10 protein-coding genes are annotated in these 12,823 nt (G+C 58.6%); 7 read left to right on the top strand and 3 right to left on the bottom strand.

What is annotated here, in order from left to right; genetic code table 11:
* The first annotated feature begins 151 nt into the window (after positions 1–151).
* From lon to HNR03_RS28810, 5 genes are all read left to right on the top strand, one after another.
* Complete coding sequence (gene lon, locus HNR03_RS28830) at positions 152–2,548, top strand: endopeptidase La (RefSeq protein WP_090185891.1); 2,397 nt, start codon at positions 152–154, stop codon at positions 2,546–2,548.
* 148 nt (positions 2,549–2,696) lie between these two features.
* Positions 2,697–2,969 carry an HU family DNA-binding protein gene (locus tag HNR03_RS28825; protein WP_222587686.1) on the top strand — a complete coding sequence of 91 codons (273 nt, stop codon included), beginning with the start codon at positions 2,697–2,699 and terminating at the stop codon, positions 2,967–2,969.
* 233 nt (positions 2,970–3,202) lie between these two features.
* Positions 3,203–5,074, top strand: coding sequence for a SurA N-terminal domain-containing protein (locus HNR03_RS28820; protein WP_259157505.1), 1,872 nt, complete (start codon positions 3,203–3,205; stop codon positions 5,072–5,074).
* 229 nt (positions 5,075–5,303) lie between these two features.
* Positions 5,304–6,200: a DUF2242 domain-containing protein gene (locus HNR03_RS28815; RefSeq protein WP_259157504.1), complete on the top strand. Its 897-nt coding sequence runs from the start codon at positions 5,304–5,306 to the stop codon at positions 6,198–6,200.
* A gap of 195 nt (positions 6,201–6,395) precedes the next feature.
* Positions 6,396–6,545, top strand: a complete 150-nt coding sequence (locus tag HNR03_RS28810; RefSeq protein ID WP_222587683.1) for a hypothetical protein — start codon at positions 6,396–6,398, stop codon at positions 6,543–6,545.
* Positions 6,546–6,548: 3 nt separating this feature from the next.
* On the opposite strand, the gene HNR03_RS28805 is transcribed toward HNR03_RS28810, so the two are convergent.
* Both HNR03_RS28805 and HNR03_RS28800 read right to left on the bottom strand, forming a co-directional pair.
* Positions 6,549–7,589 carry an AraC family transcriptional regulator gene (locus HNR03_RS28805; RefSeq protein WP_259157503.1) on the bottom strand — a complete coding sequence of 347 codons (1,041 nt, stop codon included), beginning with the start codon at positions 7,587–7,589 and terminating at the stop codon, positions 6,549–6,551.
* 3 nt (positions 7,590–7,592) lie between these two features.
* Positions 7,593–8,723, bottom strand: coding sequence for a carbon-nitrogen hydrolase family protein (locus tag HNR03_RS28800; RefSeq protein ID WP_222587681.1), 1,131 nt, complete (start codon positions 8,721–8,723; stop codon positions 7,593–7,595).
* Between the two features lie 210 nt (positions 8,724–8,933).
* Between HNR03_RS28800 and HNR03_RS28795 the strand changes: the two genes are divergently transcribed.
* Both HNR03_RS28795 and HNR03_RS28790 read left to right on the top strand, forming a co-directional pair.
* Positions 8,934–10,973 carry an FAD-dependent oxidoreductase gene (locus HNR03_RS28795; RefSeq protein ID WP_222587680.1) on the top strand — a complete coding sequence of 680 codons (2,040 nt, stop codon included), beginning with the start codon at positions 8,934–8,936 and terminating at the stop codon, positions 10,971–10,973.
* Positions 10,974–11,125: 152 nt separating this feature from the next.
* Positions 11,126–12,043: a 1-aminocyclopropane-1-carboxylate deaminase/D-cysteine desulfhydrase gene (locus HNR03_RS28790; RefSeq protein ID WP_259157502.1), complete on the top strand. Its 918-nt coding sequence runs from the start codon at positions 11,126–11,128 to the stop codon at positions 12,041–12,043.
* A 7-nt stretch (positions 12,044–12,050) separates the two neighbouring features.
* Here the strand turns inward: HNR03_RS28790 and HNR03_RS28785 are convergent, their stop codons facing one another.
* Positions 12,051–12,599, bottom strand: coding sequence for a cytochrome b (locus HNR03_RS28785; RefSeq protein WP_222587678.1), 549 nt, complete (start codon positions 12,597–12,599; stop codon positions 12,051–12,053).
* Positions 12,600–12,823: the final 224 nt, after the last annotated feature.

Raw genomic sequence — 12,823 nt, 5'->3', positions numbered from 1 at the left:
CTGGAACAAAGAAGGGGCCTTCGGGCCCCTTTTCTTTTAAAGCGTTTTTAACACCCGCTTTGCGCTTGTTTTTTTTCAGGGCAACCCCCATCTTGGTTTCAAGCTTACTTCCATCTGTTTACGGCCTTATGGCCGCCGTAGAGGCGAAATCATGAAGACAACCATCGAATTGCCTCTCCTGCCATTGCGTGATGTTGTGGTTTATCCGCACATGGTTATCCCGCTGTTCGTGGGGCGCGAGAAATCCATCGAAGCCCTCGAGGCCGCGATGACGGGCGACAAGCAGATCCTTCTGCTGGCTCAGAGAAACCCTGCTGACGACGATCCCGGTGAAGATGCACTTTATCGCGTAGGTACGATTGCGACTGTCCTGCAGCTGCTCAAGCTGCCTGACGGCACGGTCAAGGTTCTGGTCGAAGGCGAGCAGCGAGGCGCCGTGGAACGCTTCAGCGAAGTGGACGGCCACTGCCGTGCCGAAGTCTCGCTGATCGACGAAACTGAAGCGCCTGAGCGCGAGTCGGAAGTGTTTGTCCGCAGCCTGCTGGCCCAGTTCGAACAATATGTGCAGTTGGGCAAAAAAGTCCCTGCTGAAGTCCTGTCGTCGCTCAACAGCATCGATGAGCCTGGGCGCCTGGTCGACACCATGGCCGCGCACATGGCTCTGAAGATCGAGCAGAAGCAGGAAATCCTCGAAATCATCGATTTGTCGGCCCGGGTCGAGCACGTTCTGGCGTTGCTGGATGCCGAGATCGATCTGCTGCAAGTCGAAAAACGCATTCGCGGTCGTGTCAAGAAACAAATGGAGCGCAGCCAGCGCGAGTACTACCTGAATGAGCAGATGAAGGCCATTCAGAAGGAGCTCGGCGACAGCGACGAAGGCCACAACGAAATCGAAGAGCTGAAAAAGCGCATCGATGCCGCTGGCCTGCCCAAAGATGCCCTGGCCAAGGCCCAGGGTGAACTGAACAAGCTGAAACAAATGTCGCCAATGTCCGCGGAAGCGACCGTGGTGCGTTCGTACATCGACTGGCTGGTTCAGGTGCCTTGGAAGGCCCAGAGCAAAGTGCGCCTGGACCTTGCGCGCGCAGAAGACATTCTCGACGCAGACCACTACGGTCTGGAAGAAGTCAAAGAACGGATCCTCGAATACCTCGCCGTGCAAAAACGCGTGAAGAAAATTCGCGGACCGGTGCTGTGCCTGGTCGGTCCTCCAGGGGTGGGTAAAACCTCTCTGGCGGAGTCGATTGCTCATGCCACCAACCGCAAATTCGTCCGTATGGCCCTCGGTGGCGTGCGTGATGAGGCGGAAATTCGTGGTCATCGCCGTACTTATATCGGTTCGATGCCAGGAAGATTGATTCAAAAGATGACAAAGGTGGGCGTCCGCAACCCGCTGTTCCTGCTCGATGAAATCGACAAGATGGGCAGTGACATGCGTGGCGACCCGGCGTCGGCGTTGCTGGAAGTGCTCGACCCCGAGCAGAACCACAACTTCAACGATCACTATCTGGAAGTCGACTACGACCTGTCCGATGTGATGTTCCTTTGCACCTCGAACTCCATGAATATTCCACCGGCGCTGCTCGACCGGATGGAAGTGATTCGTCTGCCGGGCTACACCGAAGACGAGAAGATCAACATCGCGGTCAAGTACCTTTCGCCGAAGCAGATTACGGCTAACGGCTTGAAGAAAGGCGAGCTGGAATTCGACGCCGAGGCGATCCGCGACATCATCCGCTACTACACCCGCGAAGCCGGTGTACGTGGGCTGGAGCGCCAGATTGCCAAGGTCTGCCGCAAGGCGGTCAAAGAGCACGCGCTGGAAAAACGCTTCTCGGTGAAGGTCACGGCCGACATGCTCGAGCACTTCCTCGGCGTGCGCAAATTCCGCTATGGCCTGGCTGAATCGCAGGATCAGATCGGTCAGGTTACCGGGCTGGCGTGGACTCAAGTGGGCGGCGAATTGCTGACCATCGAAGCCGCCGTCGTGCCGGGTAAAGGCCAGTTGATCAAGACCGGCTCGCTGGGTGACGTGATGGTCGAATCGATCACCGCGGCGCTGACCGTTGTTCGCAGCCGTGCCAAGAGCCTGGGGATTCCCCTGGACTTCCACGAGAAGCGCGACACGCACATCCACATGCCGGAAGGGGCTACCCCTAAAGACGGCCCTAGCGCCGGTGTGGGCATGTGCACGGCACTGGTCTCGGCATTGACCGGCATTCCAGTGCGCGCGGATGTCGCCATGACAGGCGAGATCACACTGCGTGGTCAGGTGCTGGCGATCGGTGGTTTGAAAGAAAAACTGCTCGCCGCTCACCGTGGCGGAATCAAGACGGTGATCATTCCTGAAGAGAATGTGCGCGATTTGAAGGAAATTCCTGACAATATCAAGCGAGATCTGCAGATTAAACCGGTTAAATGGATTGACGAGGTCCTGCAAATTGCGCTGCAATACGCGCCGGAGCCCCTGCCTGATGTGGTTCCAGAGATAGTTGCAAAGGATGAAAAACGCGAGTCTGACTCTAAGGAAAGAATTAGCACGCATTAGTACGCATTTGCCTGGGGGGCTTCCTTGACAGCTTTTTAGAGCCCTTGTTATAAAGCGGCTCTTTAGTGTCTGTAGGCCATTCAGCACTCGTTTTTGCTTTCACCAAAAAACTTAGAATCATACTCAAATAGATATAAGGGGACTTAGAGTGAACAAGTCGGAACTGATTGATGCTATCGCTGCATCCGCTGATATCCCGAAAGCTGCTGCTGGCCGTGCGCTGGACGCTGTAATCGAATCCGTCACTGGCGCTCTCAAGGCTGGCGACTCTGTTGTTCTGGTTGGTTTCGGTACTTTCTCCGTAACTGATCGTCCAGCTCGCATTGGTCGTAACCCACAGACCGGTAAGCAGCTGGAAATCGCAGCAGCCAAAAAACCAGGTTTCAAGGCCGGTAAAGCACTGAAAGAAGCTGTCAACTAAGTTCGATTCAGGTTTTTGCCTATCCGGGTCGGGGTCATACCTGACCTGGCAGCGGAGCGGTAGTCCAGTCGGCGAGTTGCCGATCCGAGACGCCGAGGCTCGCAAGTTCGAGTCATCGGTCCGCTCCGCCAGTTACGAGAAGGCGCATCCTCGGATGCGCCTTTCTTCTATCCGGATTCTACCCACGCTCCACGGTTGCCTAATTTTGAAGTTCAACCGTTTCTGGGGGACGCATGCTGCAGAATATCAGGGACAATTCACAAGGCTGGATTGCCAAGACCATTATCGGGGTCGTCGTTGCACTGATGGCTTTGACCGGTTTCGACGCCATCTTCAAGGCCACGACGCACAAGAATGATGCGGCCAAGGTCAATGGTGAAGAAATCAGCCAGAACGAGCTGAGCCAGGCGGTCGATATGCAACGCCGTCAACTCATGCAACAGCTGGGCAAGGATTTCGACGCTTCCTTGCTCGACGAAAAAATGCTGCGCGAATCAGCCCTCAAGGGCTTGATCGATCGCAAACTGCTGCTGCAAGGCGCAGAAAACTCGAAATTCGCTTTCTCCGAAGCGGCTTTGGACCAAGTGATCCTGCAAACGCCTGAATTCCAGGTCGACGGCAAGTTCAGTCCCGAGCGTTTCGACCAGGTGATTCGTCAACTGGGCTACAGCCGTATGCAGTTCCGCCAGATGCTGGCTCAGGAAATGCTGATCGGTCAGCTGCGCGCTGGCCTGGCAGGTAGCGGTTTCGTCACCGACGCACAGGTTCTGGCTTTCGCCCGTCTGGAAAAACAGACTCGCGACATGGCGACCCTGAACGTCAAGGTTGACCCGGCAGCGGTGAAACTCACCGACGAAGAGGTCAAGGCCTATTACGACGAACACGCCAAGGAATTCATGACACCGGATCAGGTCGTCATCGACTACCTGGAATTGAAGAAGTCTTCCTTCTTTGATCAGGTCTCCGTCAAGGACGAAGATCTGCAAGCGGCGTATCAGAAAGAAATCGCGAACCTGTCCGAGCAACGCCGGGCTGCGCACATTCTGATTGAAGTGAACGATAAAGTGACCGAGGCGCAAGCCAAGGCCAAGATCGAAGAGATTCAGGCGCGTCTGGCCAAGGGCGAGAAATTCGAGGCCCTGGCCAAGGAATTCTCCCAGGATCCAGGTTCGGCGAACAACGGCGGTGACTTGGGCTACGCAGGCCCTGGCGTCTACGATCCGGCATTCGAAACCGCGCTGTATGCGTTGGCCAAGGATCAGGTTTCCGGACCGGTTCGCACCGACTTCGGTTACCACCTGATCAAGCTGTTGGGCGTTGAAGCGCCTGAAGTGCCGACGCTGGCGAGCCTGAAAGACAAGCTGACCCGCGAGCTGAAAACCCAGCAGGTCGAGCAGCGTTTCGTCGAGGCGACCAAGCAACTGGAAGACTCTTCGTTCGAGTCCTCCGACCTGGCCCAGCCGGCGCAGGACTTGAAGCTGACCGTTCACACCTCCAAGCCGTTCGGCCGCGAGGGTGGCGAAGGTGTTGCAGCCAGCCGTGCCGTGGTTACCGCCGCGTTCAGTCCTGAAGTGCTGGATGAGGGTGCCAACAGCACCGCCATCGAGTTGGATCCGGAAACCGTGATCGTGCTGCGCGCCAAGGAACACTTGAAGCCTGCACAGCTGCCGCTGGAAGCCGTCAACACCAGCATTCGTGCACAGTTGGCCAAGGAACACGCCAGTTCGGCCGCCAAGACCAAGGCTGATGAGTTGATCGCCAGCCTGCGCGATGGCAAGACCCCGTTGAACAAGGCAATCGACGGTCAGAGCTGGAAAGTGACCCAAGCCGTGACTCGCGCTCAGGAAGGGATTGACCCTACCGTGCTGCAAGCGCTGTTCCGGATGCCGAAACCTGCCGCGAAGGACAAACCGACCTTCAATAGCGTGACCCTGGCTGATGGCAACCTGGTGATCGTTCAACTGAACGGTGTGAACGAAGCGGCTGCGCCGACAGATGAAGAGAAGGCTCAATACCGTCGCTTCCTCGCCTCGCGCATTGGCCAGCAAGACTTTGCGGCTTACCGCAAGCTGTTGGAAAGCCAGGCCGAAATCAAGCGTTTCTGACGCCTGACCGAGTCGCCCGTAACACAAGAATCCCGGCCGAAAGGCCGGGATTTTTTATGGGTGCAATCAAAGCGCCATGGGTTGTCCGTCGCTTGTATGTTTACCTCGCGACTTTTTCCGGTAAATGGCAGTCAGTAGACGTGTATCTGTTTTAAGACACTAATCGATGCTCCGCTAAGCATCGATCTGTTGCACAATACGCCCCGGACCGTTTTCCTCAGGATGTTCAATGTTTAAATCAATTCCCATGCGGGTTGTCGGCTTGGCGCTGTTGCTGGCTGCCGCCGCCGGCTGCTCGTCGAAGAAAGCCCCCATCTATGAGCATGAGAACTTCAATGATTCCGGGACGTTTTCGCGCAGTTACCCGGTGACTGATGCTCAGACCTGCGAAGCCGCCCGTCGGGCGCTGCTCAGCCAAGGCTACATCATCACCAGTACCGACGCGAAACTGGTCAGTGGACACAAAAGCTTCCAGCAGACTGGCGAGACCCACATGGAGATCAGCTTCAGCGTGGTGTGTGCCGATGATGGCAGCGAAGGGCATCACGCGACCATGTTCGCCAACGCCTTGCAGGATCGTTATGCGCTGAAGAAAACCAACAACTCCGCCAGCGTGGGCGTGGGCGTGTTGGGTTCGGTATCGATGCCGATCGGCTCGTCCGATGATTCGATGGTCAAGGTGGCGAGCGAAACCGTATCGTCGGCCAAGTTCTACGAACGTTTTTTTACCCTGGTCGAGCTGTTCCTGCCGCCGGAAGCGAAAAAGGCTGCGCACATCGTCGAGAAACCCAAGACCGACCTGGGTGTGCCTGAGGCCAAGGCTGCTCCGGCTCCTTTGGCTCCGACGCCAGCGCCAGCAGCAGAGCCTGCGCCAGCACCGGCAGCGCAACCTGCAGCGGAACCAGCGCCGGCACCCGTATCGCAACCTGCAGCTGAACCAGCACCAGCCCCCGCATCGGAACCTGCCGCTTCGGAGCCGGTCGCACCGCCTGCTGAAACAGCGCCGATCACTCCGGTTGAAAACTCCGAGCCGTCATCGTCCACCGAAACGGTTGCACCACCGCCTCAATCAACCCTGCCACCACCGAGCGAGCCTATTCCGGCCATGCCGACCGCCGCTCAGTAATCGGCAAACATTTCGGGATCGGGTCGCACGACACCGATCCCGAAATGGCTTCTGGATTGATCCACGTCAAACCCGGCTGAAGTCCTACAGCCTCTATCGAAAAAATCCTGTGATAAATACCTGACTGCCTGCTACGTTTTATAAGTAGCCGCTGGTCGGCGTGCCTGCGTCATTTTTCCTTCACGTGGGCACTTTATGCTCAAGGCGCTGGTCATTTATTCAGGCATTTTTTTAACGAGTGATGTGGGGGATTTAGCAATGGATGACTATCAAGAAGAGTTGCTCGAGTATCAGGCGTTTGAACTGGACCCGCTGGAGCCCGCGGAAGACGCTACAGAGTTGTAAGCGTTACGCGGTTTGGCGATGACTGCGGCGAAACTCGCCGGGTGTCTGGCCATTCCAGCGTTTGAAAGCCCGCTGGAAGGCCTCGGCTGAGGCAAATCCCAGCAGGTAAGCGATCTCGCCGAACGCCAGTTCCGTGTCGCGGATATAGGTCATGGCCAGGTCGCGACGCGTGTCATTGAGAATGGCGCGGAACTGAGTGCCTTCCTCGGCGAGTTTACGTCGCAAGGTCCAGGTCGGCAGTTTCAGGCGTGTCGCCACTTCCTCCAGGTCGGGTTCCCGGCCACCATTGAGCAATGGCCCCAGCAACTGAGTGATGCGTTCACGCAGGCTGCGGGTGCGTGTCAATTGCTCCAGTTCCCGTTCACACAGCTGCAGCAAGTGGCGCCAGGTACTCGGGCAGTGCTGCGGGTTGCGTTGGGCGAGACTGGCCAGGCTCAGGCGCAATTGATTGTGTTCGGCGCCGAACTGAATCGGACAATCACCCAGCACCGCATAAGCTTCACGGTAGTCCGGTTCGCTGAACTCAATGTCGATCCGCTCGGCATGAAGCGGCTCGACGCTGAGGGCGGACAATTGCTGCAACCAGCCGGCGATGATCGAGTCGACCACAAAGCGGTTGTAGGCGTTATAAGGACTGATCGAGTAGAACCGCAGCCACGCACCTTGAGCGTCTTCGAGAAAGCTCGATTGCCCCCGATAGTTGGAGCCGTACAGCGCCTCGAAGCGAATCAGGCAGCGTGCCGCTTCACGCACGGTCGGAGCCTGCGCCGCAGTGATTCCGGCAAGGCCGGCCTGGCTCAGGCGACTCAGCTGGCCCATGCGCAAACCCAGCGCCGGATCGTTGGTCAGTTGAATGGCGCTGTGGCCCAGACGCATGTAGCGGGGGATCGACAGCCGCGCACCGGCCTCGGCCAGCCGCGCCGTATCCAGGCCGTATTGGTCAAGCAATGGCTGAGGGTCTGCTCCATGGCTGCGCACAGCGTCGGCCAGGCTATGAACAAAGCCTACCGACAGATCCCCGAGGCGCATCGGCAGTGGTTTCATGATTCACAACCAGAGGTTCAGCAACCGCGCGCCACGGGCGTTGCCGTCGGCGAACTGTTGTCCGTTGTTGCTGAGAAAGCTTTGACCGGCGCTGCCCTGGTCCCAGAACTGACCACGAAGAAACACGCTCATGCCGGCCACCGCTTGGCTACTCGGTGGTTGCGATGTCAGTGTCAGACGGTGCCAGGCCTGGCCTTCGCTGATCTCACCGGGTTTGAGGCTGACGGAGCCTGGCGTGGACAATCCCTTGTATCCGCGCCAGGGTTTGTCCCAGGTGCCGCGCCCGACCACAAACGCCGGAACCGCGACGAACTTCGCGCCCAGGTCGTCAAGCTTGCGGTAATTGTCCGGATACCAGCTGTCGCTGCCGATCAGTATGCCCAAGCGTCCGGCCGGGGTATCGACGACATTGAGGGTATGGTCTTCATTGGCGCCGAGGACCTCGGTTTTATCGAATACCGGATGCATCTGGCGCTGCGGCTGGCCGATCGGCAGCCCGTCGCGCCCGAACACCACGCTGCTGTTGTACAACGCACCGCGGCCGATTTTCAGCGTGCCCTCAATAACGCTCGGCTCGGGCAACACGATCGTGCCGGCCACCAGCGTTACGTGGAATTCTTTGGCCAGGCCACCAAACAGCGCCTGGTAATCCTTCGCCATGCCTTTGGCCTTCATCCGCAAGTGGGCATCATCGATACGACTTTCGCTTTTGGCGCTGATCAGCGCACGCACGAACTGCACGGGATTACTCACCGCCAGCCAGTTCATGGCTTCCTTGAGTGTGGTGGCCTGGTACAGCTCATCTTTTTCGCCGGTGACCATCAACCAGGTGCCGACATGCTCGGGCAGCACGACGATGGTCTTTTCATTCAACAGGCCCTGGTCCTGGGCTTTCTGCAAGTAGGCCGCCAGCTTGCGGTGCAGGCGCGCGGGGCTTTGATAGTCGGTGGGGAACAGCTCGGGCTGGATGCCCAGCAGATTGCCGCGATCGGCAGGCGTGCCTTGATCGATCGCCAGATTGATGCGCAAGTCCGACAGATAATGACCCACCGGACGGTCCGCGGCCCACATGGCGTAGGTCGTGAGGGCGGCGATCAGGGCCATGGAGAACGTCAGGTACAAAAGTTTGCGCATGGGGAAACAGTCAACAGCCGGGTGCAGGGTTCGCGACTAGGGTAGGGCGCATGCCGGTGCTTGCCAAGGGGCGCTGCGCATTTGGATCAATAAGTTGTCAGTTTCGGTCATTGAGTGACAGGGACGCGACTCTTAGTCTGTCCACCATGACTGACGGGAGCCGAAGAGCTCCTGCATTTTTCCCGTGATCGCTCGATGTGGAGTTACCGAATGGCCGCCGCTCACTACCCGCACCTGTTGGCCCCGCTGGACCTGGGTTTTACCACGCTGCGCAACCGCACCCTGATGGGATCGATGCACACCGGTCTTGAGGAGAAACCCGGCGGTTTCGAGCGCATGGCAGCCTACTTTGCCGAACGTGCCCGTGGCGGCGTTGGCCTGATGGTGACGGGCGGTATCGGCCCGAACGATGAGGGCGGCGTCTATTCCGGCGCGGCCAAGCTGACCACTGAGGAAGAAGCGCTCAAGCACCAGATCGTGACCCGCGCGGTGCACGAGGCGGGCGGCAAGATCTGTATGCAGATTCTCCACGCCGGCCGTTACGCCTACAGCCCGAAACAGGTTGCGCCGAGCGCCATTCAAGCGCCGATCAACCCGTTCAAGCCCAAAGAGCTGGACGAGGAAGGCATCGAGAAGCAAATCAGCGATTTCGTCACCTGCTCGACCCTGGCGCAAAAAGCCGAATACGACGGTGTCGAGATCATGGGCTCCGAAGGTTATTTCATTAACCAGTTCCTCGCCGCCCACACCAACCACCGCACCGACCGTTGGGGCGGCAGCTACGAAAACCGTATGCGCCTGCCAGTGGAAATCGTGCGTCGTGTGCGCGAAGCCGTTGGCCCCAACTTCATCATTATCTTCCGCTTGTCGATGCTCGACCTGGTGGAAGGCGGTAGCTCCTGGGAAGAAATCGTGACGCTGGCCAAAGCCATCGAGCAGGCCGGTGCAACGATCATCAACACCGGCATTGGCTGGCACGAAGCGCGGATCCCGACCATCGCGACCAAAGTCCCGCGTGCGGCGTTCAGCAAAGTCACGGCCAAGCTGCGCGGTTCGGTGAACATTCCACTGATTACCACCAACCGGATCAACACCCCGGAAGTGGCTGAACAGATTCTGGCCGAAGGTGATGCCGACATGGTCTCCATGGCGCGTCCGTTCCTCGCCGACCCGGAGTTCGTCAACAAGGCTGCCGCTGGCCGTGGCGATGAAATCAACACCTGCATCGGTTGCAACCAGGCGTGCCTGGATCACACGTTCGGCGGCAAGTTGACCAGTTGCCTGGTCAACCCGCGCGCGTGCCATGAAACCGAGCTCAACTATTTGCCGGTGCAACAGATCAAGAAAATCGCCGTGGTTGGTGCCGGTCCTGCCGGGCTGTCGGCAGCGACCGTTGCTGCGGAGCGTGGGCACTCGGTGACGCTGTTTGACTCGGCCAGCGAAATCGGCGGGCAGTTCAACGTCGCCAAACGCGTGCCGGGCAAGGAAGAGTTCTTCGAAACCCTGCGCTACTTCAACCGCAAGCTGCAGACCACCAATGTCGAGGTGTGCCTGAACACCCGTGTCGATGTGGCGAAACTGGTTGATGGCGGCTACGACGAGATCATTCTGGCCACGGGTATCGCCCCGAGAACTCCAGCCATTCCCGGCATCGAGAACGCCAAGGTGCTGAGTTACCTGGACGTGATTCTGCAGCGCAAACCGGTCGGCAAGCGTGTGGCGGTGATTGGCGCGGGCGGTATCGGTTTCGACGTGTCGGAATTCCTGGTGCATCAAGGCGTGTCCACTAGCCAGGACCGTGAAGCGTTCTGGAAAGAGTGGGGCATCGACACGCATCTGGAAGCGCGCGGCGGTGTCGCGGGGATCAAGGCTGAGCCGCATGCACCGGCGCGGGACGTGTTCCTGCTGCAACGCAAGAAATCCAAGGTCGGTGACGGCCTCGGTAAAACCACCGGCTGGATTCACCGTACCGGTCTGAAGAACAAGCAGGTGCAGATGCTCAACAGCGTTGAATACCTGAAGATCGACGACGAAGGCCTGCACATCCGCATCGGTGAAACCGGCGAGCCGCAACTGCTGGCGGTGGATAACATCGTGATTTGCGCCGGGCAGGATCCGCTGCGTGAATTGCAGGAGGGCCTGGTGGCGGCGGGGCAGAATGTGCATTTGATCGGTGGCGCGGATGTGGCGGCGGAGCTGGATGCCAAACGCGCGATCAATCAGGGTTCGCGGTTGGCTGCCGAGTTGTAACGGCAGGTTCAGCGCGCCAATGGCCATCGCGAGCAAGCCCGCTCCCACACTCGATCTGTGTCGCACCGAAGATCAGATGGGGGAGCGGACTTGCCCGCGATGGCATTCTCAAGGCTGCTAAGATGCTGGCTCTTTACCCAGAGCCAGCACCGATGCTTCTCCCTCCCAACGACTGGCTCCCCCAGGCCCCGCTCCAACCCCTGCACCTCGACTGGCTAAGCACCGCCGGCATCGAAGTCGCCATCCTGCGTCTTGACCTGATCGATCCACTGATCAGCGGCAACAAGTGGTTCAAACTCATCGAACACCTCAAAGCCGCCGACCGGATGGGTGCCAAAGGCATCATCAGCCTGGGCGGAGCTCACTCCAATCATCTGCATGCGCTGGCGGCCGCGGGCAAGCGCTTTGGATTCAATACGGTGGGACTGCTGCGCGGCCATCCGCAAGACACCCCGACGGTGAACGACTTGCAGGCATTCGGCATGGAGTTGCACTGGCTGGGTTACGGCGGTTATCGAGCACGGCACGAAGCGGGTTTCTGGCAGCCGTGGCAGGCGCAATATCCCGATCTGTACCCGGTGCCGGAAGGGGGCGGCGGTTTGCCGGGCGCCTTGGGCTGTATGCAATTGAGGGCAATGGCCAGTGAGCAGCTCAGCGAACTGGGCTGGAGCGACTACCACGGTTGGTGGCTGGCCTGCGGAACGGGCACGACGCTGGCTGGCCTGGTGCTGGCCGAGGCGGGTAGACGCAAGGTGTACGGCGCGCTGGCGGTGCCTGACGATCACGGGGTCGCGCAACAGGTCGTATCAATCATCCACGAGGCCGGCTTGCAGCATTCGGCTTACGAGCTGTTCGATGCCAGCCGGGGCGGCTTTGCCAAGGTCGATCCGCTGTTACTCGGCTTCATCGAACAGACCGAACAAACCAGCGGCCTTCCGCTCGAACCGTTGTACACCGGTAAAGCGTTGTTGATGCTCAAGCAGCAAATCGAGGCGGGAACATTCGCCAGGGGCACGCGCTTGATCTTCATCCACACCGGCGGCTTGCAAGGCCGCCGCGGGTTTCAATGAGTGGTGTTCAGCTGCGCTTGGGCATCATCCGCAGCAACGTGTTATCACCCACGACATAGTGGTGATAAATTCCCGCCAACGCATGCAGGCCGATCAGCCAGTAACCGATGGTGCCGCCCAGCTCATGCCAACCCTGGATTTGCTTGGCCAGCGTCTTGTCTTCCGGAATCAGCATCGGCAGGTCTATACCGTAGAACATCACCTGTTGCCCCTTGGCGCTGGTCACCAGCCATCCCAGTATCGGCATCGCGATCATGAAAATGTACAACGCCCAGTGCATCACCCTGGCAAGCGTGACTTGCCAATGAGGGGAAGCCGGGAAAATTTGCGGTGCCGGGCCCAGGCTGCGGGCGAATAGTCTGAGCCAGACCAGCACGAACACCGTCAGGCCCAGCATGAAGTGCGATTCGGTAATCAATGCTCGGCCGCCACTGCCTTTGGGAAAGATCCCACGAAATTCGATACAGGCGTAAACCAGCGCCAGCAGCACCAGCATCAACCAGTGCAGCGTGATTGATACAGTGCTGTAGCGTGATTCCGAGTTTTTCCACGGCATACGGTGTTCCTCACAGGTCTGGTCAAAAGCCCACCGTTCTTGTTCGACGATGTTCCTTAACTGTAATCCGCTTTAGCGGTTTTGCCTGTGGCTATTTCGCCCTTCAACGCTCTGGATCAAGTGACCGTGCAAAAAAAAGGTTCTTCACGAAATCCCGGGAAACACAGAAACAAGAACGCCGATTTGATTGATGATGTTCGTGCGAGCAAACACATCTAAAAAAC

Origin of the sequence: Pseudomonas sp. JAI111 (assembly GCF_024809425.1) — a bacterium.
Classification (GTDB): domain Bacteria; phylum Pseudomonadota; class Gammaproteobacteria; order Pseudomonadales; family Pseudomonadaceae; genus Aquipseudomonas.
This window is presented reverse-complemented; position numbering and strand designations above follow the sequence as displayed.

Excerpts from the sequence above, each read along its gene's own strand:
- HNR03_RS28805 (WP_259157503.1), bottom strand. The coding sequence starts at position 7,589 with ATGAAACCACTGCCGATGCGCCTCGGGGATCTGTCGGTAGGCTTTGTT.
- HNR03_RS28795 (WP_222587680.1), top strand. The coding sequence starts at position 8,934 with ATGGCCGCCGCTCACTACCCGCACCTGTTGGCCCCGCTGGACCTGGGT.
- HNR03_RS28820 (WP_259157505.1), top strand. The coding sequence starts at position 3,203 with ATGCTGCAGAATATCAGGGACAATTCACAAGGCTGGATTGCCAAGACC.
- HNR03_RS28800 (WP_222587681.1), bottom strand. The coding sequence starts at position 8,723 with ATGCGCAAACTTTTGTACCTGACGTTCTCCATGGCCCTGATCGCCGCC.
- HNR03_RS28785 (WP_222587678.1), bottom strand. The coding sequence starts at position 12,599 with ATGCCGTGGAAAAACTCGGAATCACGCTACAGCACTGTATCAATCACG.
- HNR03_RS28815 (WP_259157504.1), top strand. The coding sequence starts at position 5,304 with ATGTTTAAATCAATTCCCATGCGGGTTGTCGGCTTGGCGCTGTTGCTG.
- HNR03_RS28790 (WP_259157502.1), top strand. The coding sequence starts at position 11,126 with ATGCTTCTCCCTCCCAACGACTGGCTCCCCCAGGCCCCGCTCCAACCC.
- lon (WP_090185891.1), top strand. The coding sequence starts at position 152 with ATGAAGACAACCATCGAATTGCCTCTCCTGCCATTGCGTGATGTTGTG.
- HNR03_RS28810 (WP_222587683.1), top strand. The coding sequence starts at position 6,396 with ATGCTCAAGGCGCTGGTCATTTATTCAGGCATTTTTTTAACGAGTGAT.